General features: G+C 71.4%; 19 protein-coding genes. 13 read left to right on the top strand and 6 right to left on the bottom strand.

Annotated features, from left to right (window positions below):
• Nucleotides 1–282: 282 nt before the first annotated feature.
• The 4 genes from AB0C38_RS26000 (at nt 283) to AB0C38_RS25985 (ending at nt 5063) form a co-directional block, all read left to right on the top strand.
• Entirely contained in the window at nt 283–1116 is an 834-nt protein-coding gene (locus AB0C38_RS26000) for a Bax inhibitor-1/YccA family protein (RefSeq protein ID WP_360677829.1), read from the top strand.
• Nucleotides 1117–1271: 155 nt separating this feature from the next.
• Nucleotides 1272–2012, top strand: coding sequence for a hypothetical protein (locus tag AB0C38_RS25995; protein WP_360677827.1), 741 nt, complete (start codon nt 1272–1274; stop codon nt 2010–2012).
• 179 nt (nt 2013–2191) lie between these two features.
• Nucleotides 2192–3460 carry a YeeE/YedE family protein gene (locus tag AB0C38_RS25990; RefSeq protein ID WP_360677825.1) on the top strand — a complete coding sequence of 423 codons (1269 nt, stop codon included), beginning with the start codon at nt 2192–2194 and terminating at the stop codon, nt 3458–3460.
• Nucleotides 3461–3527: 67 nt separating this feature from the next.
• The gene (locus AB0C38_RS25985; RefSeq protein ID WP_360677823.1) at nt 3528–5063 is read left to right on the top strand and encodes a DHA2 family efflux MFS transporter permease subunit; all 1536 of its coding nucleotides are present in this window, start codon (nt 3528–3530) and stop codon (nt 5061–5063) included.
• A gap of 102 nt (nt 5064–5165) precedes the next feature.
• Here AB0C38_RS25985 and AB0C38_RS25980 read toward each other — a convergent pair whose 3' ends face one another.
• The 3 genes from AB0C38_RS25980 to AB0C38_RS25970 all read right to left on the bottom strand — a co-directional run bounded on the left by AB0C38_RS25980 (nt 5166) and on the right by AB0C38_RS25970 (nt 8070).
• Nucleotides 5166–6386 (bottom strand): acetyl-CoA C-acetyltransferase, encoded by a 1221-nt coding sequence (locus tag AB0C38_RS25980; RefSeq protein WP_360677821.1) that lies wholly within the window; start codon nt 6384–6386, stop codon nt 5166–5168.
• Between the two features lie 108 nt (nt 6387–6494).
• Nucleotides 6495–7463, bottom strand: coding sequence for an RICIN domain-containing protein (locus tag AB0C38_RS25975; RefSeq protein WP_360677819.1), 969 nt, complete (start codon nt 7461–7463; stop codon nt 6495–6497).
• A gap of 364 nt (nt 7464–7827) precedes the next feature.
• Complete coding sequence (locus AB0C38_RS25970; RefSeq protein ID WP_360677817.1) at nt 7828–8070, bottom strand: hypothetical protein; 243 nt, start codon at nt 8068–8070, stop codon at nt 7828–7830.
• Between AB0C38_RS25970 and AB0C38_RS25965 the strand changes: the two genes are divergently transcribed.
• The 8 genes from AB0C38_RS25965 (at nt 8045) to AB0C38_RS25930 (ending at nt 16649) form a co-directional block, all read left to right on the top strand.
• Nucleotides 8045–8545 carry a hypothetical protein gene (locus AB0C38_RS25965; protein ID WP_360677815.1) on the top strand — a complete coding sequence of 167 codons (501 nt, stop codon included), beginning with the start codon at nt 8045–8047 and terminating at the stop codon, nt 8543–8545. The two genes, AB0C38_RS25970 and AB0C38_RS25965, sit on opposite strands and share 26 nt — an antisense overlap.
• A 192-nt stretch (nt 8546–8737) precedes the next feature.
• The gene (locus tag AB0C38_RS25960) at nt 8738–9772 is read left to right on the top strand and encodes a hypothetical protein (RefSeq protein WP_360677813.1); all 1035 of its coding nucleotides are present in this window, start codon (nt 8738–8740) and stop codon (nt 9770–9772) included.
• Between the two features lie 73 nt (nt 9773–9845).
• Nucleotides 9846–10781 (top strand): pentapeptide repeat-containing protein, encoded by a 936-nt coding sequence (locus AB0C38_RS25955; protein WP_360677811.1) that lies wholly within the window; start codon nt 9846–9848, stop codon nt 10779–10781.
• A gap of 343 nt (nt 10782–11124) precedes the next feature.
• Nucleotides 11125–12495: a cystathionine beta-synthase gene (locus AB0C38_RS25950; RefSeq protein WP_360677809.1), complete on the top strand. Its 1371-nt coding sequence runs from the start codon at nt 11125–11127 to the stop codon at nt 12493–12495.
• A gap of 128 nt (nt 12496–12623) precedes the next feature.
• Nucleotides 12624–14168: a hypothetical protein gene (locus tag AB0C38_RS25945; RefSeq protein ID WP_360677807.1), complete on the top strand. Its 1545-nt coding sequence runs from the start codon at nt 12624–12626 to the stop codon at nt 14166–14168.
• Between the two features lie 411 nt (nt 14169–14579).
• Nucleotides 14580–14978, top strand: a complete 399-nt coding sequence (locus tag AB0C38_RS25940) for a hypothetical protein (RefSeq protein WP_360677805.1) — start codon at nt 14580–14582, stop codon at nt 14976–14978.
• A gap of 44 nt (nt 14979–15022) precedes the next feature.
• Entirely contained in the window at nt 15023–15457 is a 435-nt protein-coding gene (locus AB0C38_RS25935) for a hypothetical protein (protein WP_360677803.1), read from the top strand.
• Nucleotides 15458–15491: 34 nt separating this feature from the next.
• Nucleotides 15492–16649 carry a cystathionine gamma-synthase gene (locus AB0C38_RS25930; RefSeq protein ID WP_360677801.1) on the top strand — a complete coding sequence of 386 codons (1158 nt, stop codon included), beginning with the start codon at nt 15492–15494 and terminating at the stop codon, nt 16647–16649.
• Between the two features lie 61 nt (nt 16650–16710).
• Here AB0C38_RS25930 and AB0C38_RS25925 read toward each other — a convergent pair whose 3' ends face one another.
• Nucleotides 16711–16974, bottom strand: coding sequence for a hypothetical protein (locus AB0C38_RS25925; RefSeq protein ID WP_360677799.1), 264 nt, complete (start codon nt 16972–16974; stop codon nt 16711–16713).
• Between the two features lie 96 nt (nt 16975–17070).
• Here AB0C38_RS25925 and ilvA point away from each other — a divergent pair, with 96 nt between their 5' ends.
• Complete coding sequence (ilvA, locus tag AB0C38_RS25920) at nt 17071–18273, top strand: threonine ammonia-lyase (protein ID WP_360677797.1); 1203 nt, start codon at nt 17071–17073, stop codon at nt 18271–18273.
• A 58-nt stretch (nt 18274–18331) separates the two neighbouring features.
• Here the strand turns inward: ilvA and AB0C38_RS25915 are convergent, their stop codons facing one another.
• Together AB0C38_RS25915 and AB0C38_RS25910 are read right to left on the bottom strand one after the other, a co-directional pair.
• Entirely contained in the window at nt 18332–19165 is an 834-nt protein-coding gene (locus AB0C38_RS25915) for a ferredoxin (RefSeq protein WP_360677795.1), read from the bottom strand.
• Nucleotides 19162–20739, bottom strand: coding sequence for a TNT domain-containing protein (locus tag AB0C38_RS25910; protein ID WP_360677793.1), 1578 nt, complete (start codon nt 20737–20739; stop codon nt 19162–19164). Before AB0C38_RS25910 ends, AB0C38_RS25915 begins: the two co-directional genes overlap by 4 nt.
• Between the last annotated feature and the right edge of the window lie 36 nt (nt 20740–20775).

Raw genomic sequence — 20775 nt, 5'->3', positions numbered from 1 at the left:
GATGCGTCTCCGCAGGTCACACGATTGATCAACTCCCCGACGCGCGTTCGGTGAACGACCGGGCACGCCAAGTGAGCGTCGCGCCGAGGGGGCCGGACTGTCTACCGCTCTTCGGGTGGCGGTCGCCGAACGGTCGTGATCCCGGTCGCATACCGTGTCTGCCGTGGCCACGGGCTTGCCGTCGAGTAAAGTCGTCTTTACTCGACGGGAACCGCACGTACCCGGCGGTCGTTGAACCCGATGCAGCGTCGATCCACGAAGCAGCAGATCCAGGAGGATCAGGTGCGTTCCAGTAGCAACCCGGCGTTCCGCAACCTGCCCCGCGGCGGAACCCAGACTCACGGGCAGTACGGCCCCCCGGCGGGCTTCAACCAGACCCAGGGCGGCGTGCCCGGATACGGCCCCGGGCAGGTCACCTCCGGCGATGACGACCGGCCGATGACCGTCGACGACGTCGTCATCAAGACCGGCATGAGCCTCGGCGTCGCGCTGCTCGTCGGGATCGTGACCGCGATCTGGGCCCAGAACCAGCTGGCCGAGACCGGCCGGCTCTCCGGTGCCCTGATCGGCGCGATGATCGGCGGCCTGATCGTCGGGCTCGTCATCTCGCTGGTGATCATCTTCCGCCAGAAGCCGAGCGGCCCGCTGACGCTGGTCTACTCGGCCGCCGAAGGTGTCTTCCTCGGCGCGCTGAGCGGCGTGTTCGAGGTGATCTACCCGGGCATCGCGCTGCAGGCGATCATCGGCACCGTCGGTGTCTTCGTCGGCATGCTGGTGGTCTACAAGACCGGCGCGGTCAAGGTGACGCCGAAGCTGACCAAGTGGATCATCGGGGCCGTCGTCGGCGTCGCGATCCTGATGCTGTTCAACCTGATCAGCTCGTTCGCCTTCGGGTTCAACCCGCTGCGCGACGGCAGCCCGCTCGCCATCGCCTTCAGCATCCTGTGCATCGGTATCGCGGCCTTCAGCTTCCTGCTCGACTTCGACCAGGCCGACCGGATGATCCGCGAGGGCATGCCGTCGAAGTGGGCCTGGTACACCGCGTTCGGCCTGATGACGACCCTCGTCTGGCTGTACCTGGAGATCCTGCGGCTGCTGTCCTACCTTCGAGATTGACCTGGCTCACCGTTTCGCAGTGAAGGCGCTCCGTAACCAACGGGGCGCCTTTTCTGTGGGTAATTCGTGCATATAGGGACCCCGCTGCGGGCCGTGCTCACCCTGCGTGTTGGATGACCCGGTCAGTCTTCAATTTCACATGTGTGAGGTTCACAGTGAGCGTTCCCCCTCCGGCCCCCGGGGGCCAGCAGCCGGTGGGTCAGCCCGATCCCTACGGGCCGCCTCCGGGCGGCCAGCAGCAGTACGGCCAGCCGGGCCAGTACGGCCAGCCGGGCACTCCGCCGCAGGGCCAGCCCGGTCAGTTCGGCCCGCCGCCGGGCCAGTACCCGCCGCCGCCCGGCCAGCCCGGCTTCCCGCCGCCGCCGGCGGCGCCGAAGAAGTCGAAGGCTGCCCGGTTCATCCTGCTGGGCATCGGCCTCATCGTGGTCATCGGCGTCGTGGTCGCCGGGATCGTCGCGTTCTCGAATTCGCCTGCCAGCTCCAACGCCGGTGACTGCCTGACGATCACCGAGTTCACCCAGGGCGGCGAGGACCCGGCGAAGGCCGACTGCAACGACCCGAAGGCCAACGTCAAGATCGCCAAGAAGCTGGAGAGCGCGAGCGACCAGTGCCCCGGCGGTTCCGACGCCGGCTACGACACCTACTCGGTGAGCGGCCGCAGCTCGTACAAGCTGTGCCTGATGATCAACGCGAAGCAGGGCGACTGCCTGACGAACTTCACCTCGAAGACGCAGGGCTACATCAAGGTCCCGTGCACCGACCCGACGAAGGACGCCGAGCTCGTGAAGGTCGTCGCGGGCCAGGCGAGCGAGAGCGTGTGCGAGGGCACGGACGCCACCCGCGTCGCGATCTACCCGGAGCCGGCGACGACGATGTGCGTCAAGACGAACGAATAGCCGTCAGCTCTTCGAAGGCCTTCTCGCGAGTTTCGCGAGGAGGCCTTCGGCGCGTTCAGGGGCATCCGGATTGCTCCGTTCGTCCCACCGCCGTTCGTCCCACACTGTGCGACGAGCTGCGCCTGAGCGATCATCGGACCTAACGTGGGTCGTCCTTCCCGCCCGAGCCTGGAGTACTGGTGGCGACGACCGAATCCCCTGCCGGTGAACAGAAGTTCCTCGACTTCCCCACCTCCTGCGCCGCGCCCGCCCCGCGGCCGGAGGAGCCCGTCCGCGTGGTCCCGCTGGCCGTCGCGGGCGTCCTTGCGGTCGGCCTGACCTGGTATGTGTGGGCGAGCCAGGGCGCCAAGTTCGGCGTCCTGCTGCTGCTCGGCCTGGGCCTTGGGCTCGCGCTGTTCCACTCGCGGTTCGGCTTCACGTCGGCGTGGCGGCAGCTGATCGCCGTCGGCAACGGCCAGGGCCTGCGCGCCCACACGCTCCTGCTCGGCACCGCCGCGACGCTGATCGCGCTGATCGCGGGCACCGGCGCCGGGCTCTTCGGCAGCAAGCCGGCGCCGACGGCCAGCCCGCTCGGGCTCGCCCTCTTCGTCGGCGCGACGCTCTTCGCGATCGGCATGCAGCTCGGCGGCGCGTGCGCGTCCGGCACGCTGTTCGCGGTCGGGTCTGGTCAGTCGACGATCGTCCTGACCCTGGGCGGGTTCATCACCGGTTCCGTGCTCTACACCTGGGCGTACCCGGCGCTGAGCGGCTGGCCCGAGCTGAAGGGCGTGCTGCTGGCCGACCACGTCGGCTGGTTCGGTTCGTGGGCGATCACGATCGCCGTGCTCGCCGGGATCGTCCTGGTCACCCGCGCGGTGCAGCGCCGCCGCACGCCGCCGCCGGTGGACGTCGTGCCGACCGCGCACGGGCTCGCGCGGATCTTCCGCGGCTCGTGGCCGATCCTCGCCGGCGCGGTCGTGCTGGGCGTGCTGGCCGGCGCGGTGTTCCTGGTCTCCGGCGGGATCTGGGGCGTCACGAGCGCGTTCTCGTTGTGGGGAGCCAAGATCCTGCAGGTGTTCGGGCTGCACCCGGAGTCGTGGGAGTTCTGGCAGCAGAAGTCGAACGCGACGTCGCTGGCCAACCCGATCTGGAAGGACAAGAACAGCCTCACCGACATCGGGATCATGATCGGCGCGGCGGTGGCCGCCGCGGCCGCGGGCGCGTGGAAGATCCACAGCTCGATCCCGTGGCGCACGGCGGTCGCGGCGATCCTCGGCGGGATCATGATGGGCGTCGGTGCGCGGATGGCGGGCGGCTGCAACATCGGCGCGTACCTCGGCGGCATCTCGACCGGCAGCCTGCACGGCTGGCTGTGGGGCGTGTTCGCGCTCGGCGGCACGTGGATCGGGCTGAAGCTGCGGCCGCTGTTCGGGCTCTCGAACCCGGTGCCGACGGACAGCATCTGCTGAGGAGCGTTTTGTCGGGGTCCCCCGGTACTCTCGCGGACGAATCCACGAACTGGGGGACTTCTTCCTTATGACTACGCAAAGAACCGGTGCGGCGCCGAACGGTGACGCGCTCGACGCCGGTGTCCTGAAGGTGGCCTCCGTGGTCGTCCTCGGCGCCATCATGGCGATCCTGGACACCACGGTCGTCAACGTCGCGCTGCAGAAGCTGACCATCGAGTTCTCGACGTCGTTCGACGTCATCCAGTGGGTCGCCACGGGCTACCTGCTGGCGCTGGCCACTGTGATCCCGGTCACCGGCTGGGCGTCCGACCGGTTCGGCACCAAGCGGCTCTACATGGTCGCGATCGTGCTGTTCCTGGCCGGCTCGATGCTCGCGGGCGCGGCCTGGAACATCGAAACGCTGATCATCTTCCGCGTCCTGCAGGGCTTCGGCGGCGGCATGCTGATGCCGTGCGGCATGACGATCCTGACCCGCGCGGCCGGCCCGCAGCGGATCGGGCGCGTGATGGCGGTGCTGGGCGTGCCGATGCTGCTCGGCCCGATCGGCGGCCCGATCCTCGGCGGCTGGCTGGTCGACGCGGTGAGCTGGCGCTGGATCTTCTTCATCAACGTGCCGATCGGCATCATCACGCTGCTGCTGTCGTGGCGGCTGCTGCCGAAGGACGAGCCGGAAGCGGCTTCACGCTTCGACTTCGTGGGCATGCTGATGGTGTCGCCGGGGCTGGCGGCGCTGATCTTCGGCGTCTCGAAGATCCCGTCCGCGGGCGGGTTCGGCGCCGTCGAGGTGTGGCTGCCGGTGCTGGCCGGGGTGGTGCTCCTGGTCGCTTTCGTGGTGCGCGCGCTTCGCGTGTCCAATCCGCTGGTCGACCTGCGGTTGTTCAAGAACCGGTCGTTCACGGTGGCGATGGTGACGATGTCGCTGTTCTTCGTCGCGTTCCTCGGCGGGATGATGCTGCTGCCGACGTACTTCCTGCTGGTGCGCGGCGAATCCACGCTGCACGCCGGGCTGCTGCTGGCCCCGCAGGGCTTCGGCGCGATGATCATGATGCCGATCACCGGCAGGCTGGCCGACAAGGTGGGCGCGCGCAAGATCGTGCTGCCGGGCATGGTGCTGCTGGTGGGCGCGATGGCGGTGCTGACGCAGGTCACGGCGACGACGTCGTACTGGACGCTGCTGTCGGCGCTGTTCGTGATGGGCCTCGGCATGGGCTGCACGATGATGCCGATCACGACGTCGGCCCTGCAGACGCTCCAGCCGAAGGACATGGCCCGCGCGTCGACGGCGACGAACATCGTCCAGCAGACCGCGGGCGCGATCGGCTCGGCGGTGATGGCGACGATCCTGGCGGCCCTGCTGGCGGGCAAGTTCGGCGTCCCGACGGCCCAGGGCCAGCTGGCGGCGACGGCGGCGATCCTGAACCCGGCGTCGCACGCCGCCGCGACGGGCTTGGCGGCGGACGCCTTCTCGACGACGTTCGTGTGGTCGCTGGTCCTGGTGGTGCTGTGCGTGATCCCGGCGTTGTTCCTGCCGAAGTCCCGCCCGGCAGTCCCGGCGGCTTCAGCGGACGGCGACGAGATCACCCCACCGGTGATGGTCCACTAGCCCGAAGCGCCCCAATGTGGCCTTCGGTGCGTTGAACGCACCGAAGGCCGCCTTGGGTGCGTTCAACGCAACCAAGGCCGCATTGGGGCGCAGGGGCCGGGGTCAGGAAAGGCGCTCCAGGATCATCGCCATGCCCTGGCCGCCGCCCACGCACATCGTCTCCAGGCCGAACTGCTTGTCGTGGTGCTGCAGCGAGTTGATCAGCGTCGACGTGATCCGCGCTCCCGTCATGCCGAACGGGTGGCCCACCGCGATCGCGCCGCCGTTGACGTTCAGGCGGTCCAGGTCGATGCCCAGGTCGCGGTACGACGGAATCACCTGTGCCGCGAACGCCTCGTTGATCTCGACCAGGTCGATGTCGCCGATCGAGAGCCCCGCGCGGGACAGCGCCTGCTTGGACGCCTCCACCGGCCCGTAGCCCATGATCTCCGGCGAAAGCCCCGTCACGCCCGTCGAGACGATCCGTGCCAGCGGCGTCAGGCCCAGCTCCCGCGCCTTCACGTCCGACATGACGACGACCGCCGCCGCGCCGTCGTTGAGCGCGCAGCAGTTGCCCGCCGTGACCCGGCCGTCCGGGCGGAAGACCGGCTTGAGCCCGGAGACGCCCTCGATGGTCACGCCCGCCCGGGGGCCGTCGTCCTTCGAGACGACCGTGCCGTCCGGGAGGGTCACCGGGGTGATGTCCTTGGCCCAGAAGCCGTCCGCGATGGCCTTCTCGGCCAGGTTCTGCGAGCGGACGCCGAACTCGTCCATGTCCTCGCGCGTGACGCCCTTCTGCCGCGCCAGGTTCTCCGCGGTCTGGCCCATCGCGATGTAGACGTCGGGGACATCCCCCGAGGAACGCGGGTCGGTCCAGGTGTCGGTGCCGGACTCGGCGGTCGCCGCGGTCCGCTTCTCGGCGTCGGCGAACAGCGGGTTGTGCGTGTCCGGCCAGGAGTCCGAGCTGCCCTTGGCGAACCGCGAGACGGTCTCGACGCCGGCCGAGATGAAGACGTCGCCCTCGCCGGCCTTGATCGCGTGCATGGCCATCCGGGTGGTCTGCAGGCTGGACGAGCAGTAGCGCGTGATGGTGCAGCCGGGCAGGTGGTCGTAACCGAGCTCGACGGCGACCGCGCGGCCCATGTTGAACCCGGACTCGCCGCCCGGCAGGCCGCAGCCCAGCATCAGGTCGTCGATGTCGGCGGGGTCGAGCTGCGGCACCTTGGCCAGTGCCGCCTGGATCATCTGCACGGTCAGGTCGTCGGGCCGCATGCTGACCAGCGAGCCCTTCCCGGCGCGGCCGATCGGCGAGCGAGCGGTGGAGACGATGACGGCTTCAGGCATGACGTGACACATCCTCGTATCGCGAGCTAAGCGGTTGCTCACATACTGCCGCGTACACCGCCCAGGAGAAAGTCGAAGGCGGTGTGAGGTTCCCCGGAGACCGGCCGGCTAGCGCTCGGTGCCGGGAGCCGGTGCGGCGTCGATCAGGAACACCTGGTGCCCGCCGCCGTCGCAGGGGTCCTGGATGAGCTGCACCCCGGGCTCGGTGCTGCCCTGGAACACGCCGATGCACCACTTCGCCCCGGCGACCGACCGCATCCGGTAGCCGGTGGCGACCGGCTCGAAGGTGAAGAGCTGGTCGGGCCGGCCGTCGGCGCAGTCGTCACCGGCCAGGAGCACCTCGATGGTCGTGCCGCCGTCGTCGACGGTGACACATCCGTCGCCCTTGTCGGGGTGGCGCAGGACGAGCCGGTACGCACCTTCGGACGGTTCCGCGGTGATCGGCGGGAACGCCTTGTCGCAGGGTTGCTGCCCCACGACGTCCCGCGCCTGCCGCACGAACCGCTCCGGGCCCTCGCCGAGGCAGAACCCGGTGTGGGCGAGCCGCACCCGCAGCTGCCCGGCGGGCACCGGCGACGAAGACCGGATCGTCGCGGACACCGGCGCCGGGGCCGGCGGGGTGACCACCGGGGTGGACCCGGGCGCGGCCGCGGGGTCGTCCCCGCCGCGGTCGAACACGATCAGGCCCCCGATCACGAGCGCGACGACGACGGCGGCCGCGGCGGCCACCGGCACCACCGGACGGCGCTTGGCGCGCGGCTCGGCGGGTGGCGGCGGTTCCGGTTCGGCTCGTTCTTCCCGCGCGGCGAGCGCCGCGCGGGCGGCGGACCAGCGCTCCACCGAAGGCTCGTCGCCGCCGCAGGCCCGGACGAACGCCGCGAGCAGGTCGGCCCTGGGCAGGGTGTCCCGGCTCAGCGCGCCGCTGATCGTCGAGCTGGGCAGGGACGCGCCCGCCCGGGCCGCGCGGCGTTCGAGCGTGCGGTAGCTCAGGTCCGTGACGACGCGCAGCCGCCGCATGGCGGCGACGAATGCGGCGGGATCGGTGGCCTCGGCCGGGTCGGGCCAGTCGCCGGGCACGTGACCCCCTCCCCCAGGTGAGTGACTTCCGGCGGAGTGTAGCGCCGTCCGGGAGCGTCCGGAACCGTCCGGAAACCTTGTCCGAGCTGGGCGCGGACAGGTTTGTTCGGCGACGAAGCCGAGCAAACGAGGAGGGACATCACCGATGCCGAAACGCCGGTTCCGCCCGGTCCGCAGTCGCCGCCGACCCGGCCCGTGGGTGTGGGCGGGGTTCGCCGCGAGCGCCACGCTGGGTGCGCTGACCGCCACGCTGGTCGCCGGGAGTGACGATCAGCCGAACCCGGCCGCGACGACCCAGCAGGCCGCCGGTCAGCTGTCCGACGAAGTCCGCCGGATGATCACGAGGTTACCTCGACGAGGAGGGCTACCGGCCCGATTCGTTCCCGGAGGAAGCCGACGCCGCGGAGCCGGACGTGGCGGATCCGGAGCTGCCCGCGGAACCACCGGTCCCGGTCGAGCCGCCGGCGCCCGTCGAGCCGCCGCCCGCCGCGCCGGTCGTGGCCGCCGTCCCGCGGACGGCGCCCGCCGCGAAGGCGGCCCGTCCGGGTGCCGGACCGTGGCCGATCGACGTGGTGCCGGACGTGCTGCCGCGCGTCGAGATCGCCATCGAGCCGGCGCCCCTCGACCTGCCGTCGGTGGTGCGTCCGGCGCCCGTCGAGGCGGCGGACGTGCCCGTTGCGCTCCTCCGGACCCTGGACGAGCCAGCGCCCGAATCGGCTCAGGCCGAGGCTGCGCCCGAATCGGACCCGGTCGAGCTGCGGTGGCGGCCGGATGCCCGGGAGCCCGAGCCGGTGGCCTACCCGGAGCCCGCATCGGCGCCGGCCGAGCCGGTCGTACTCGGTGCGCCGGAGCCCGTCGAACCAGCCGAGCCGTCCGAGCCAGTTGTCATGGCCACTCCGGTGCCGTCGGCCGAGCTTCGCGTGGATCACGCTGCGAAGTCCGTCGAGTCCGCGAAGCGCGGCAAGCCGGAGCGCGAGCCTGAGCCGGATGACCGCGGTTCGCGTCATGCCGGAGGCGACGAAGTCGGTGAACAGGTGATCAGCGACGCGGAGGTCGTGATTCTGCCGGCCGGCGAGCGATGAACAACCGTCGCTGAAGCCGGCGGGGCCACTGGGGGTCGGGCGCCCCTTCGCGGATTCGCGGAGGGGCGCCCGCATCAAGCGCCGGGCAGGACAGCTCGTCCCGGTTCACCGCCCGCACCACGCGGGCCAGACGAGGAGGAAACGACATTGAGGCTCAGTGCGCTCGACAGAGGGTCGTCCCGGGTGGGACGCATGGCTGTCCGGCTCCCGGCTGTCGCGGTGGCGACCACGCTGGCGTTCGGTGGGCTGGCGGCCGCCCTGCCGGCGTTCGCCGAGGCGACGCCGGCCCACGCCACGGTCAAGCCGCCGAATAAGGCGGACAGCGCAACGAAGACGGGCAAGAACTGCGACAACGCGAGGCAGTGCGACCACAAGGACGCACAGACGAACAAGAAGGCGCAGACCAACAAGAAGGCGCAGCAGCAGGCGGTCAAGAACTGCGGTGGCACTGTGAGCGCGTGCGACCACAAGGCCGCCAAACCGAAGACCACCCACCCGCAGACCAGGAAGCAGAAGCAGGCGTACCAGGCGTGTGGTGGGGTGCGGGCCTGTGACCACCACGCCGATCAAGCCAAGGCGAAGAAGCAGAAGCAGGCGTACCAGAACTGCGGTGGCACCGTCCGGGCCTGTGAGCACAAGGACGCACAGGCCAAGACCAAGAAGCAGAAGCAGGCGCTCGAGAAGTGCGGCGGCACGATCCGGGCCTGCGACCACAAAGCGGCCGAAACCAAGAAGCCCTACGAGGTCGCGGCGGACGTCTTCGAGGACATCGGCAAGGCCGCCGACGCCGCCAAGGCGGCTGCCGAAAGCGCCGAGGCCCTCCGCGAGAAGCAGGGGCGCGACACGAAGAACCGGACGCGTAGCGGCAACCCCGCCGTCCGGGAACCGGCCAAGGTGGCGGTGGCGAAGGGCAAGCCGACCCCGCGAGGCTTCCTCGTCTGGTACGGCGGAAACAAGTACCTCAAGGCGGGCAACCGGTTCATGGGGCCGCTCGGCTACGTCGTCAACGGCGCCGTCGATGTCGCGAACGGCATGCCGGTCGGGAAAGCGGTGCACAAGCAGGGCTTCATCGCCTCGTACGAGTTCGGCGGCGGGCTGGCGGGCGCGGGCGCGGGGACAGTCTGCGGACCGCTCCTCGAGGTCTGTTCCCCGGTCGGTGCGCTCATCGGCAAGGGCGTCGCCGGGATGGCGGCGGAAGACGCCTGGGACCGTTCGAACCACCGCTGAACCGGGTGCGGGCCACCTCGGGATCGCGCCGTTCCCGAGGTGGCCCGCCCCGCGGGCTGGCAGGATCACCCGGGTGGGGACCGAGACGCGGGTGCTGCGGACGAGGACGATCCTGTTGTGGGGAGCCGGGCTCCTGGTCGTCGCCGGCGTCGCGTCCGCCTTGCTGCTGACGCTCCTGGGCGGTGGCCGCCCGGAGGACTCCGCCCGGCTGGAGGCCCTGAAGACCGCCGCCAACATCGTGGTCGGGACCGGGGGCGCCGCCGCCCTGCTGCTCGCCGCCCGGCGGCAGCGGTCGGCCGAGCTGGACCTCGTGCAGAAGGACCACGATGCCACCGAACGCCGGATCACCGAGATCTACGGCAAGGCCGCCGACCAGCTCGGCAGTGACAAGGCGCCGGTCCGGCTCGCCGGTCTCTACTCCCTCGAGCGGCTCGCCGGCGGTTACCGGGAGCACCGGCAGACGATCGTCAACGTCCTCTGCGCCTACCTGCGGATGCCCTTCGGCGACGACGAAGAAGAGCTGCAGGTCCGCAAGACCGCTCAGCGCATCCTGCTGCTGCACCTGCGCCCGGGAGCCGCGGAACAACCGAACGACGGCTTCTGGCCGGACGTCGACCTCGACTTCTCCGGGGCGAAGCTCGTCGGGCTTACCCTCACGCACTGTTCGATCCGGTCGATCACCTGCTACGGCACCACGTTTCGCGAACTCGCATCGTTTCGCGGCACCGAATTCCGTACCAAAGCCGACTTCAACAAGGCGAAGTTCGAGGGCCGCGTCGATTTCCGGGGAACCGTTTTCGGTGGCGAGCGCGACTCCTTCAACGGCGCCGTTTTCGCAGGTCCGGCCGATTTCGGGACGAAATCCGCCGCCCGGCTCGCCGGAGCGCAGGCGAAGCCGGGGTCTCCCCGGACCTGGCCGACGGGCTGGGAAGAATCCCCGGCCGCCGGGAAGTCGGACTGGTCACAATTGGCTCAGAAGGATGTTTCGCGGCAACCGCCGGGCGGATAGGATCGTCCGACAAAGGAAAGGTCGCCATTCCTGACGTGGGAGGTGAACTGGCGATGACAATCGGACGGGTCGCCTACTGGGCGTCCCTGACTCTTCGGATGGGGTGCCGCACCCAGGTCGGCGCCGGGTGGAACCTCCGGGACGGGATGACGGCTCAGCGTGCAGCGGCCCTCGGGCCGGTACCGGTGTAGACGAGCAGCTTGGTGGCTGCCAGCGGTCTCCGCCGGGCGGCCCGACCTCGCGCTCGCGGCCCGTGATCACCGACGCGCACCAGGAGGCCCCCCGGGAGCCGGCCCGGCCACGATTGGACAACGCCACCGGTCGGCCGTTTAGGCTGGCGCTCGTGGAGTACGCAGAGCACATCGCAGACCTCGTGGGCAACACCCCGCTGGTCAAGCTGAACTCGTTGACCAAGGGGCTCAAGCCGCTCGTGCTGGCCAAGGTCGAGTACCTGAACCCGGGTGGCTCGGTCAAGGACCGGATCGCGTTGCGCATGATCGAGGCGGCCGAACGCTCGGGCGAGCTGCGCCCCGGCGGCACGATCGTGGAGCCGACGTCCGGCAACACCGGCGTCGGGCTGGCCATGGTCGCGCAGCGCAAGGGCTACCAGTGCGTGTTCGTCTGCCCGGACAAGGTCAGCGAGGACAAGCGCAACGTGCTGAAGGCGTACGGCGCCCGCGTCGTGGTGTGCCCGACCGCGGTCGCGCCCGAGCACCCGGACTCCTACTACAACGTCTCCGACCGCCTGGTCCGCGAGATCGAGGGCGCTTGGAAGCCCAACCAGTACGCCAACGCGCAGAACCCCGAGAGCCACTACCTCTCGACCGGCCCCGAGCTGTGGAAGCAGACGGACGGGAAGATCACCCACTTCGTCGCGGGCGTCGGCACCGGCGGCACCATCTCCGGCACCGGCAAGTACCTCAAGGAGGTCAGCGACGGCGCCGTGCAGGTGGTCGGCGCCGACCCGGAGGGCTCGGTCTACTCCGGCGGCAGCGGGCGCCCGTACCTGGTCGAGGGCGTCGGCGAGGACTTCTGGCCGGACACCTACGACCGGAACATCGCCGACGAGATCATCCCGGTCTCCGACGCCGACTCGTTCCAGGTCACCCGGCGGCTCGCGCTCGAGGAGGGCCTGCTGGTCGGCGGCTCCTGCGGGATGGCCGTCGCCGCCGCGCTGAAGCTCGCCGAGCGGCTCACCGAGGACGACGTCGTGGTCGTGCTGCTGCCCGACGGCGGCCGCGGCTACCTGACGAAGGTGTTCAACGACACCTGGATGTCCTCCTACGGCTTCCTGCCGCCCGACTCCTCGGGCGCGACGGTCGCCGACGTGCTCACGAAGAAGAGCGGCTCGCTGCCGTCCCTCGTGCACTCGCACCCGAACGAGACGGTCGCCGAGGCGATCGCGATCCTGGCCGAGTTCGACGTCAGCCAGATGCCCGTGGTCAGCGCGGAGCCGCCGGTGATGGCGGCCGAGGTCGTCGGCGCGGTCAACGAGCGCGACCTGCTGGACGCGCTGTTCACCGGCAAGGCGCAGCTGGCCGACCGGCTCGAACGGCACATGTCGCCGCCGCTGCCGACGATCGGCGGCAGCGAGCAGGTGGGTGCCGCGATGACGGCGCTCGAGGGCGCCGACGGTGCCCTCGTGCTGGTCGACGGCAAGCCGGCCGGGGTCGTCACCCGGCACGACCTCCTGGGCTTCCTGGCCGGTCGCTGAGCGGGAGCTGTGAAAAGAGTAGATCGGAGCACCGGGCCGGGGCGTTACGAGCGCCTTGCCGGGTGATCCGATAGCGTGAGCGCAAATAGAACACTTTCGCGTCCTCGTCAAGGGGGTTCAAGACCCACATGAGTGCACCGCAGCCACCGAACCAGCCGTGGGGTGGCGGCCAGCCACCTCAGGGCCCGCCGAGTGGCCCCCAGCCGCAGCAGGACAACCCGTTCGGCAGCCCGGAACCGACCCAGGTCGTGCAACCCGCCCAGCCACAGGGCGGTTCCCCGTTCGGGGAGACGCCCGAACCGACGCAGGTCGTCCAGCCGTTCCACCCGGGTGACGGCGGGGCGGGCGCGACCCAGGCGATGCCGCCGGTCGACGCGAACGCGACGCAGATGGTGAACCCGGCCGGCGGCGGCGACGCCCCGGTCGCGGACTCCACGCAGCTGGTCCCGCCGGGCTCCCAGCCGCCGGCGATCCCGTACACCCCGCCGCCGAGCGCGGCCGACAACCCGGCCGCGGCGTTCGGCCAGCAGGGCGGCTACGGCCAGCAGCCGGGTGGTTTCGGCCAGCCGGGGCAGCCCGGTCAGCCGGGCGGGTTCGGGCAGCAGCCGGGTGGCTTCGGTCAGCCGGGGCAGCCCGGTCAGCCGCCGCAGGGCTTCGGCGGTCCCGGGTTCGGCGGCCCCCCGCAGCCCGGCTTCGGTGGTCAGCCGCCGCAGTTCGGCGGCCCGTCGGCCGGGGGCAACGGCCTGTTCGGCTACATCGCCGGCGGCGTCGTCGCGCTGCTGGGCCTGGTCGCCCTGATCATCGCGTTCAACTACATGGGCGACGCGAGCGACTATTCGAAGATCTTCGACCTCGCCCCGGACCAGGCGGCGATCGACAAGGTGCTCGACCAGGCCGGGATCATCGGCCCGGGCCTGGTCTGGTTCTACGTGGTCATGATCCTGCTGGGCGCGCTGATCTCGCTCGCCGGCGGCGTCGGGCTGGCGCTCGCGGGCAAGCTGGGCGGCCTCAAGAAGTTCGTCCCGATCGCGATCGTCGCGGGTGGTGCGCTGCTCACGGTCTTCGCGCTCCTGCTCAAGATCGGGATGACGCCGAACGCCGAGACGCTCGCACAGGCGTCGGCGTCCGAGAAGGACACCTTCGGCCTCGGGCTCCCGCCGCTGATCCTCGGCGTGCTCATCCTCATCGTGGGCGTGCTCGGGCTCATCCCGGCGACGCAGCAGTTCGTCGGCCTCGGTGGCGGCGGTGCCGCGCCGGGTGGGCCGCAGGGCTTCGGCGGACCTCCGCAGGGTGGTTTCGGCGGCCCGCAGCAGCCGGGCGGCTTCGGCCAGCCGGGTCAGCCCGGTCAGCCGGGCGGGTTCGGTCAGCAGCCGGGTGGCTACGGCCAGCCGGGTCAGCCGCCGCAGGGTTACGGCCCGCCTCCGGGCTACGGCCAGCCGGGCGGGCCCAACCCGTCCAGTGGCGGGTTCCCGCAGCCGTCGAGCGGGGGCTTCCCGCAGCCGGGGCAGCCGCCGCAGCCGGGTGGCTACGGCCAGCCGGGTCAGCCGCCGCAGGGCTACCCGCAGCAGCCGGGCCAGCCGCCGCAGGGCTGGGGCCAGCCCCCGGGTCAGCAGGGCCCGCCGAGCGGCGGGTACGGCCAGCCCGGTCAGCCGCCGCAGCAACAGCAGTGGTGAACTAGTACACCTTCCGTGCCCCGGAGCCATTCGGCTCCGGGGCACGCTGCATTCACGGGCGAATACGCAATTGTCCGAAAAGGACAATTACCGGATAACGCGGGTCATCCGGATCGCGTGACAGCATTTCTGCCGCTACCGCAGGAAAATGATCTTGGGTTCCGCCGTCCGGCCGAATTCTGTTCTCTTTCGGAGTCACTTCCCCCTTTCGGGACTAGGGTGAACGTCGTAGTCCTGTGCTCTGTCGATGGGGGAGTTGTGACCGGTCCACGTGGATACCCGGTGCCACATTCACATTCGCATTCGTATTCATCGACTCGGCCTTCCGGAGTAACGGCGATCCTCGCCAGCCTGCTCGGACTCACGGCTGCGGTCGCCGCGGGATATGTGCCGGTCCGGATCTTCCTCGACATGCCCGCCGAATTCAGCCTCGGTGCCCTGCCGGGCTGGGTGCTCGTGGACCTCGCCGCCTACCTCGGTGCCGGGCTCGTGCTCCTGCTGGGCGCGCTGGCGACGCTGTTCCGCGCGACGGCGGGCGCGATCCTGCTCGGCCTGGGTGCCCTGCTGGCCATCGGCGCGCTGCTGACGGAGCCGCTGTCAGTGGGCGTCCCGCTGGCCCGGTTCGCGGACGCGATGTTCACCCACGGCGGGTTCGCGATGGTGGACCGGGTGGGCCTCGCGGGCTTGGCGGTGCTGGTGCTGATCCTGGCGTTCCTGCCGCCGACCTTCCGCTACCTGCGCTACCGCACGCCGACGCTGCCGATGTGGACGGGCCAGGAGGCCTACCCGTCTTCGTCGCGGAGCTGGTGACCCACGCCGGTCACCGGCGGTAACCGACCGTATCCTCGGCAGCCGTGACCCGAACCGAAGGCCGGACGGCGCTCGCCGCCGCGGTGCTCGCCCTGCTCGGCGGGCTGCTCTACCTGACCGGGCTCGTCCTGGACGTCGTCGCGCTCGTCCGGTTCCCGGCCGACGCCGGTCGCGTGGTCCTCCACGCCGCCGTCGACGCCGTCCTCGCTTCGACGCTGCTGCCGGGCGGCGTCCTGCTGCTGCGCCGGCAGCCGGCCGGCCGGATCGGCTGCATCGCCGGAAGCTCGGCAGCGCTGCTCGCGACGCTGACGTCGGCGGCCCTCGCGGCCGCCGGTCTCACCTTCGGCGGTCCCGGTGACCTGGCGATGGGCGGGCTGACCGCGCTGGCCCTGGTGGCGCCGCCGGCGGCCGGCACGCTGCTGCTCGCGGTGTCCGCGCCCACGGCCCGGTGGTGCGGTATTGAGATCCGTCCCACCTGACGGGAATGCCGGGGCCTCGCCGTACGCTTACCCCATGGTGGACGACTACTCCGTACTGGGATTCGAGACTCGCGCGATCCACGCCGGTCAGAAGCCCGACCCCCGCACCGGCGCGGTGATCGTGCCGATCTACCAGACCTCCACCTACGCGCAGGACGGCGTCGGCGGGACCCGCGAGGGCGACTACGAGTACTCGCGCACCGCGAACCCGACCCGCTCGGCGCTGGAAGAGGCGCTGGCCTCGCTGGAAGGCGGCCGGCACGCGCTGGCCTACGCGTCCGGCATGGCGGCGTCCGACGTGGTGCTGCGCAGTACTCTCCGCCCCGGTGACCACCTCGTGCTCGGCAACGACGCGTACGGCGGCACGTTCCGCCTGATCGACAAGGTGCTCAGCCTGTGGGGCGTCGAGCACACCGTCGCCGACCTCGCGAACCTCGACGAGGTGCGCGCCGCGATCCGGCCCGAGACCAAGCTGATCTGGTGCGAGTCGCCGACCAACCCGATGCTCGGCATCGCCGACATCGCCGCGCTGGCCGGTGTCGCGCACGACGCCGGCGCCCGCCTGGTGGTCGACAACACCTTCGCGACGCCCTACCTGCAGAACCCGCTCTCGCTGGGCGCGGACATCGTGCTGCACTCGACGACGAAGTACCTCGGCGGCCACTCCGACGTCGTCGGCGGCGCGGTGATCACGAACGAGGACGAGCTGCGCGAGCAGCTGTTCTACATGCGCAACGCCGCGGGCGCGGTGCCCGGCCCGTTCGACGCGTGGCTGACGCTGCGCGGCATCAAGACGCTGGCCCTGCGCATGGAGCGGCACAGCGACAACGCCGAGCTGGTCGTGCAGGCGCTGGTCAAGCACCCCAAGGTCGCGAAGGTCTACTACCCGGGCCTGCCGGAGCACCCCGGCCACGAGACGGCGGCGAAGCAGATGCGCCGCTTCGGCGGGATGGTTTCCTTCAGCCACGCGGACGGCGAGCAGGCGGCGCTGGACGTGGCGTCCCGCACGAAGCTGTTCATCCTGGCCGAGTCCCTCGGCGGCATCGAGTCGCTGATCGAACACCCGGGCAAGATGACCCACGCCAGCACGGCGGGCTCGACGCTCCAGGTCCCGTCGGACCTGCTGCGCCTGTCGGTCGGCATCGAGGACGGCCGCGACCTGGTCGCGGACCTGCTGACCGCCCTGGGCTGACTCCACTGGACTACGAAAACGGCGCCGGAGCTGATCCGGCGCCGTTTTCGTAGTGCGAAGATCAGGGGTTGTAGTTGCCGTGCACGACGCCACCCGACTTCGGGGTGCCCGTCGCCGGCAGGTTCGCGCCGTCCACGCAGCCGCCGACCAGCTCCACGTGGCTGTCGTGGCGGATGTACTGGGCCGGGGAACCGCACGAGGCGTTGTCGACCGTGAAGTACGCGGCTCCGGTCAGCGCCGCGGCCGAGGCCAGCCCGATCACGAGCGGGACCAGCCCGGCGGACCGGGTGGCGCGAGCCCGGTGAGCGTCGTTCCCCCGTGCCATGTGTTGCTCCCTGTTTACCGCGTGTTGACACGCCCAGGGTACCCGGCTCCCGGTCCTCGCAACCTGTGGAGTTCCTGAGTGGCATCATCTCCGGCCATGGAACTCGTGACCATCGAGCGGATCCAGGCCGCCCGGGAACTCCTACGCGGAGTCACCCGGGTGACGCCGATGGAGCACGCGCGCGACCTGCGCAAGCTCCACGGCGGTCCGGTGCACCTGAAGTGCGAAAACCTGCAGCGCACGGGGTCGTTCAAGATCCGCGGCGCCTACACCCGCATCCACGGCCTCAGCGTCGCCGAACGCGAACGCGGCGTCGTCGCGGCCAGTGCCGGCAACCACGCGCAGGGCGTCGCGCTCGCGTCGTCGCTGCTGGGCGCCAAGTCCACCGTCTTCATGCCGCTGCGGGCGCCGCTGCCGAAGCTGGCCGCGACGCGCGGTTACGGCGCCGACGTCCACCTCCACGGCGCGCTGCTGGAGGAGACCCTCGCCGCGGCGATCGAGTTCGGCGAGCGGACCGGGGCGGTGTTCATCCACCCCTTCGACCACGCGGACGTCATCGCCGGCCAGGGCACCGTCGGCCTCGAGATCCTCGAGCAGGTGCCGGGCGTGAAGACGATCCTGGTCGCCACCGGTGGCGGCGGGCTGGTCGGCGGGGTCGCGTCGGCGGTGAAGGCGGTGCGCCCGGACGTCCGCGTCGTCGGCGTCCAGGCCGAGGACGCGGCGGCGTACCCGCCGTCGCTGGCCAAGGGCGCGCCGGTCCGGCTGAGCTCGACCTCGACGATGGCCGACGGGATCGCGGTCGGCGAGCCGGGCCTGGTCAGCTTCGCGCACGTCGCGTCGCTGGTGGACGACGTCGTGACGGTCTCCGAGGAGTCCCTCTCCCGCGCGGTGCTGCTCTGCCTGGAACGCCGCAAGCTGGTGGTGGAGCCGGCCGGCGCGGCGACGGTCGCGGCGCTCCTGCAGCACCCCGGCATCTTCGAGCCGCCGGTGGTGGCGATCCTCTCGGGCGGCAACGTCGACCCGGTGCTGCTCCTGCAGATCATCCAGCACGGCATGACGGCGGGCGGCCGCTACCTGCGCCTCCACCTGCGGGTCCCGGACCGCCCGGGGTCGCTGGTGGGCGTGCTGTCCCGGGTGAGCGAGATGGGCGCGAACGTGCTCGACGTCGAGCACTCCCGGATTTCCGGCAGCCTCGACCTCGGTGAGGCCGACGTCGTCCTGGCGCTCGAGACCCGCGGTCCCGAGCACTGCAAGGACCTCGAGATCGCGTTGACGGACGCGGGTTACACGGTCGTCTGACTCGGCTTTCGGGGGTTCCGGGTGGCGGAGCCCCCGGCCCGGGGCGAAGCCCCGGATGTCACAGCCGTTCTCCGGTGATCGCCGCGAGCGCGAGGTCCTTCGCCGGTTCGGGGACCTCCGACGGCGCGGTGAAGCGGCGGGCCCGGATGTGGGCGACCAGGTCCGGGTCCGGCGGCACCCCGTGCTCACGCAGGTAGTACGCCACCGCGCCGGGCCAGGCCCAGGCGCCGTCGGTGCGGAAGTTCATCGGCACCGCGTCGGTGCGGTCCGGCGCGAACGCGTCGGGGCCGTTGCTGCGCGAGGCCAGGATGACCGGCGCCGCGTCGAGGTACGCCAGCACCCGCTCGGCCTCGGCCGGGACGAGCTGCGGCCGCCGGACGACCGGGCGGCCCGAGGCGTCGAGGCCGTCGTGGATCCGCGGCGTGCGGACCTCTCCTTCGGCGACCGGCGGGGGCTGCCCGGCCCGCTCACGCAGCCACGGCGGGACGTGCTGGTCGGCCCGAGGGAAGGCCCGTAGCTCGTCCTGGAAGCCGATCGGCGGCGGGGTGCGCCGCCACTGCGGCTCCCGGTCGGCGACGAAGTCCGCGCTGACGCCCTGGACGGCGTCGACGAGCACCACCGCGCTCAACCAGGTCCCGAGGCCCGGCCGGTACATGCCCGCGCGGAGCGTGCCCAGCAGCTGGAGCAGTTCGGGCGGTGGCTGCAGCACGCGGGGCGCGCCGTCGTGCCCGGTGACGACCACCTCGGCCTCGATGTGCCTGCCGACCGCCCGGTACTCGGTCCGGACCTGCCGCCACGTGCCCGGCGGCGCCATCGACGCCAGTCGCTGGCCGATCTGCGCCACGAGCTGCTGCTGCTGGTCCGGCCCCAGCGGTCCTGGCGGCGTGCTCATCGGCCCTGGTCCGGGCCGGGCGGCCGGGTGGTCGCCTGCGGGAGCTCCTCGATGGCGCCGTCGGCCAGCAGATCGGCCACGGACCGTTCGAGCACGTAGGCGGTCCCGCCGCCGGGCTGGTCGTACCAGGCGATGACGGTGCCGGTCAGCGCCCGCACCGGCCGCCGCAGCCGGTAGACGTGGAACGCCCAGTCCCGGATCTCCGCGGGTTCCGACCGGTTCTCCCACTCGGTCCGCGCCGCGTACAGCGTGTTGCCCGCCGGTTCGCCGTAGCGGTCCATCTCGGTGCCCGGCGGCAGCGTCACCAGCCGCTTTCCGCCGTACATCTGCAGCCCGACATCGCCGCCGACCGGCTGGATCGGCCACTCCGCCGTGGCGCGCTTGGCGTCCGGCGGGAGCTCGTCGCGGAAGGCGGCGCGGTTCAGGTACAGGTGCCCGGTGAAGTAGCGGACGGCCGCCACCGCCGTCGGGAAGGTGACGAGCTCACGCCGGTCGTCGCCCTGGGCCCAGAACACCGCCCAGCCGTCGCCTTCGGGCACCAGGCACCAGGCGCCGTCGGCGACCTCGCCGATGCGGTAGCGGGCCGGGGCGATCTCGAGCTCGGCGGCGGCGTCTTCGGCCGCGCGCAGGGCGTCCTTGGCCGCGGCCTCGGGGTCCGCCGAGCCGGCGAGCGTCGCCGCGCCCGCGGTGCCGACCGCCTCGGCCAGCCACTCCGGCAGCGACTCCCCGGTCCGGGGGAACCGCGCGAGCTCACGCGGGAACTCGCCGGCCGGGCGCGGCTGGTCCCAGGCGGGTTCGTCGTCCCACGTGTAGGTGTACTCGGCGCTCGAGTTGAGCGCGATGTGCGCGACGACCTGGAACCACGTCCCGCGACCTTCGCGGTACATCCCGGCGCGCAACGCGGCGAGGAGCTCGCCGACCTCGGCCGGCGGCTCCCAGGGGTACAACCCGCCGTCGGTGACGCGGCGGACCATCACCGGCAGCTCGACGTGGTCGCCGATCGCGCGGTAGGTCAGCATTACCTGCGACCAGTCCGGCGGCACGGACATCGCGACGATGTTCCCGATCTGCTGCCAGTACCAGTTCTGGCCCTCGGGGTCGAGCGGCGGGTCCGAGACCTCGACCGGCACGTCCTCGGGCACGGGCCGGCCGGCCTCGGCGAGCCGCTCACGCAGCCACGGCCGGATGTTCTGCGGCTCCCGCGGGTAGGCGTCGAGGTCGCGCACCCAGCCCGCCGGGTCGATGGCGGGCGACCAGCGCGGGTCCCAGTCGAGGTTGTACAGCGTCTGGATGCGCCCCGGCGCGTCGAGCAGGTACCGCATCGAGAACCAGGTGCCGTCGTCCGGCTGGTGGAACGCGTCCCGCATGCGGCGGAGCGCGGGCGCGACCCGGTCCGGCACGGCGATCGCGGGCCGGCTGCCGTCCTCCATCAGCACCGTCAGGACGAAGTCCTCGACGTCGACGTTGAGGCGGCTCACCAGGTCGATCCGCCGCCATCCCGGGGGCACGACGTCGACGAGGGCGTTGCCCACTTCGTGCGACTGCTCCCGCCACTGCGAGGCGTCACGAGGCATGAGCGCGGGTCCTTTCTGGTGCCGCGGCCGGGCGCA

It is taken from the genome of Amycolatopsis sp. NPDC048633, assembly GCF_040650695.1.
Lineage (GTDB): Bacteria > Actinomycetota > Actinomycetes > Mycobacteriales > Pseudonocardiaceae > Amycolatopsis.
Note: the sequence above shows the minus strand (reverse complement) of the source record. Positions and strands in the feature narration are given on the sequence as shown.

What these genes read in the sequence shown, in the direction of transcription:
- AB0C38_RS25985 (WP_360677823.1), top strand. Translation starts at nt 3,528, where the DNA reads ATGACTACGCAAAGAACCGGTGCGGCGCCGAACGGTGACGCGCTCGAC.
- AB0C38_RS25980 (WP_360677821.1), bottom strand. Translation starts at nt 6,386, where the DNA reads ATGCCTGAAGCCGTCATCGTCTCCACCGCTCGCTCGCCGATCGGCCGC.
- AB0C38_RS25970 (WP_360677817.1), bottom strand. Translation starts at nt 8,070, where the DNA reads ATGGCGATCTCGACGCGCGGCAGCACGTCCGGCACCACGTCGATCGGC.
- AB0C38_RS25960 (WP_360677813.1), top strand. Translation starts at nt 8,738, where the DNA reads ATGGCTGTCCGGCTCCCGGCTGTCGCGGTGGCGACCACGCTGGCGTTC.
- AB0C38_RS25945 (WP_360677807.1), top strand. Translation starts at nt 12,624, where the DNA reads ATGAGTGCACCGCAGCCACCGAACCAGCCGTGGGGTGGCGGCCAGCCA.
- AB0C38_RS25940 (WP_360677805.1), top strand. Translation starts at nt 14,580, where the DNA reads ATGCCCGCCGAATTCAGCCTCGGTGCCCTGCCGGGCTGGGTGCTCGTG.
- AB0C38_RS25930 (WP_360677801.1), top strand. Translation starts at nt 15,492, where the DNA reads ATGGTGGACGACTACTCCGTACTGGGATTCGAGACTCGCGCGATCCAC.
- AB0C38_RS25925 (WP_360677799.1), bottom strand. Translation starts at nt 16,974, where the DNA reads ATGGCACGGGGGAACGACGCTCACCGGGCTCGCGCCACCCGGTCCGCC.
- ilvA (WP_360677797.1), top strand. Translation starts at nt 17,071, where the DNA reads ATGGAACTCGTGACCATCGAGCGGATCCAGGCCGCCCGGGAACTCCTA.
- AB0C38_RS25915 (WP_360677795.1), bottom strand. Translation starts at nt 19,165, where the DNA reads ATGAGCACGCCGCCAGGACCGCTGGGGCCGGACCAGCAGCAGCAGCTC.
- AB0C38_RS25910 (WP_360677793.1), bottom strand. Translation starts at nt 20,739, where the DNA reads ATGCCTCGTGACGCCTCGCAGTGGCGGGAGCAGTCGCACGAAGTGGGC.